This is a genomic window from Chloroflexus sp. (assembly GCF_034435895.1).
Taxonomy (GTDB): Bacteria; Chloroflexota; Chloroflexia; order Chloroflexales; family Chloroflexaceae; genus Chloroflexus.
The window spans coordinates 1-1,865 of the sequence record NZ_DAOTWH010000231.1 but is presented as its reverse complement, the minus strand read 5'-3'; the positions used below and the strand labels follow the sequence as shown (position 1 = coordinate 1,865).

2 protein-coding genes are annotated in these 1,865 nt (G+C 63.5%); both read left to right on the top strand.

Translation table 11 applies throughout. The annotated features are described in order from the left end of the window. Nucleotides 1-410: 410 nt before the first annotated feature. Entirely contained in the window at nucleotides 411-1,292 is an 882-nt protein-coding gene (locus tag U9R81_RS13445) for a DUF2515 family protein (RefSeq protein WP_322495951.1), read from the top strand. Between the two features lie 77 nt (nucleotides 1,293-1,369). Then, nucleotides 1,370-1,865: GNAT family N-acetyltransferase (locus tag U9R81_RS13440; RefSeq protein ID WP_322495950.1), on the top strand; the 496-nt coding region annotated here is incomplete at its 3' end.

Below are 1,865 nucleotides of genomic sequence, written 5' to 3'. Positions count from 1 at the left end.
AGTTTGACTGCCGCACGCCATAGCCGCCGCTTGCCGCGAGCGCGAGAGTAACCCTCTGTGGGTTCGCTCGCGCCAAAGCGGGAGATTGCTGCGGGCGCTGCGCGCCCTCGCAATGACAAACAGGACTGTCAAAGTTGGTCGAGTACAACCATTGATCGCTGTGAAACGCCTCAAAGCCTAGCTCCGCTCCCCTCTCCCGCGCCAGTGGGAGAGGGGCCAAGGGTGAGGGCCAGCAGCCCGCGCAGCGGGCTTCGTAACCCTAGCCCGGCCCTAAAGGGCCGGGCGCCGGGCAGATGCCCCTTCCCCCTCCGGGGGAGGGCTGGGGTGGTGGCATGCCGCTCCCCGCGAGCGCAGGAACTGCTTACTGTACCATGAGAGACAGGACGTCGCTTTGTCTATAAAGGAACCCTATGCCCACCAAAACCGACTGGTGCGCTATCATCGATCGCCATCTGCCCCCGGTTAACCAGCTCGTCGCGCGCAATCGCGCTATCACCGCCGCCTACGCCAGTTGGTATCTGCGCCAGCCGTGGTTGTTTCGCTGGGCTGGCTTAGCCGCCTTTGCTTCGGCCCAAGCCGGGATTGGCATCGCGCTGGCCGAGCAACTGATGACACCGCAGCGGATGATCGGCAACGGCGCTGCGCAACCGGCCAATGCCGCCACGCTCGACCTGCTCGGCGTGCTGGCGGGGCGCGGCGTAAGTCTGGCCCTGCTTGCGCCTACCCTGCTGCACGCCGCCGCCACCGGCCAACTGCTGGAAGACTTGTTGGTTATCAAACAGGCCAACGATGCTATCTTCAACGATACCGGCTGGGCCCATCTGGCCTACATCCACGGCGGGTTGGCCGAGCTAGAGCGGTGCGTTGCCGAGAGCGATCAGGCTATTCTGGTAGCCTTTCGCCTGCTTGATGAAGGCGCGCAACGCATGTGCAAACCTGAGACCTTCACTGACGGCTGGGAGTTGGTGAATCAGGCGGCGCTGACCCTGCTGCGCCACGAGCAGATGACGATCTTGCCGCCGTATATGGCCCGCTTGTCAGACCTTGGCCGCCTGATCGCTTCGTTGGGCACGTGGATGGACTTTACCGGCGGCGGGCCAGTGGGGGGGCCGTCCTTCCCCAACTTCTTTGGCTTGCCGGCGGTGTTGAGCGGCGCGCGTAGCATTGCCAATACCACCGACCGCTGGACGTGGATCGAGCGCGATCTGTTGCCGGCGTGGTTTGCGCACAGCGCAGCCTACCGTGAAGGTGGCCCGCTCGATCGCCGGTTGCGTATGCTGGCAGAGAGTTAGGATAGCCGCAAAAAGCCGAGCTGATATAGCGTATACTCATATTGCAGTTAACACACCTTACGCTGTGTGCGTTGAGCATGCAGACATTTGGCGCCGAACCGGCGCCACTGGCACTATGTGCTGAGAAAAAAGCCGGCGCCATCTCGCCTGCCTATATGAAAGCACCAACCACCACGATGACCCTCAACATCACGATCATCTCCCGTTCCGAATGGCCCGCCGTGCTCGAACTGTTTGACCGCTGCAACCACAGCGACGGCATCGTCTTACCGGTGTGGCTCGATGCCGATCCGTTGCCGGCACTGGTCGCGGCGCGGATCGGCGAGACCGTAGCGGGGGGTGCGGTGCTGTACGGCTACTTTGAGATCGAAGCCGTGATTGCGGTTGATCCAGCGTGGCGCCGGCGCGGCATTGGCCGGAGCTTGCTGACCCAGATCGGGCAATGGGCGCAGGCGCGGGGCGGGAGCTGGGTGGCGGTGGCTGATGAAGCGGGGCCAGCGGTCGCGCCATTCGCGGCGACATTAGGGTTGCAACGGCTGAACATCGAAGTGCAACTTGTCCTTGACCCGGCCC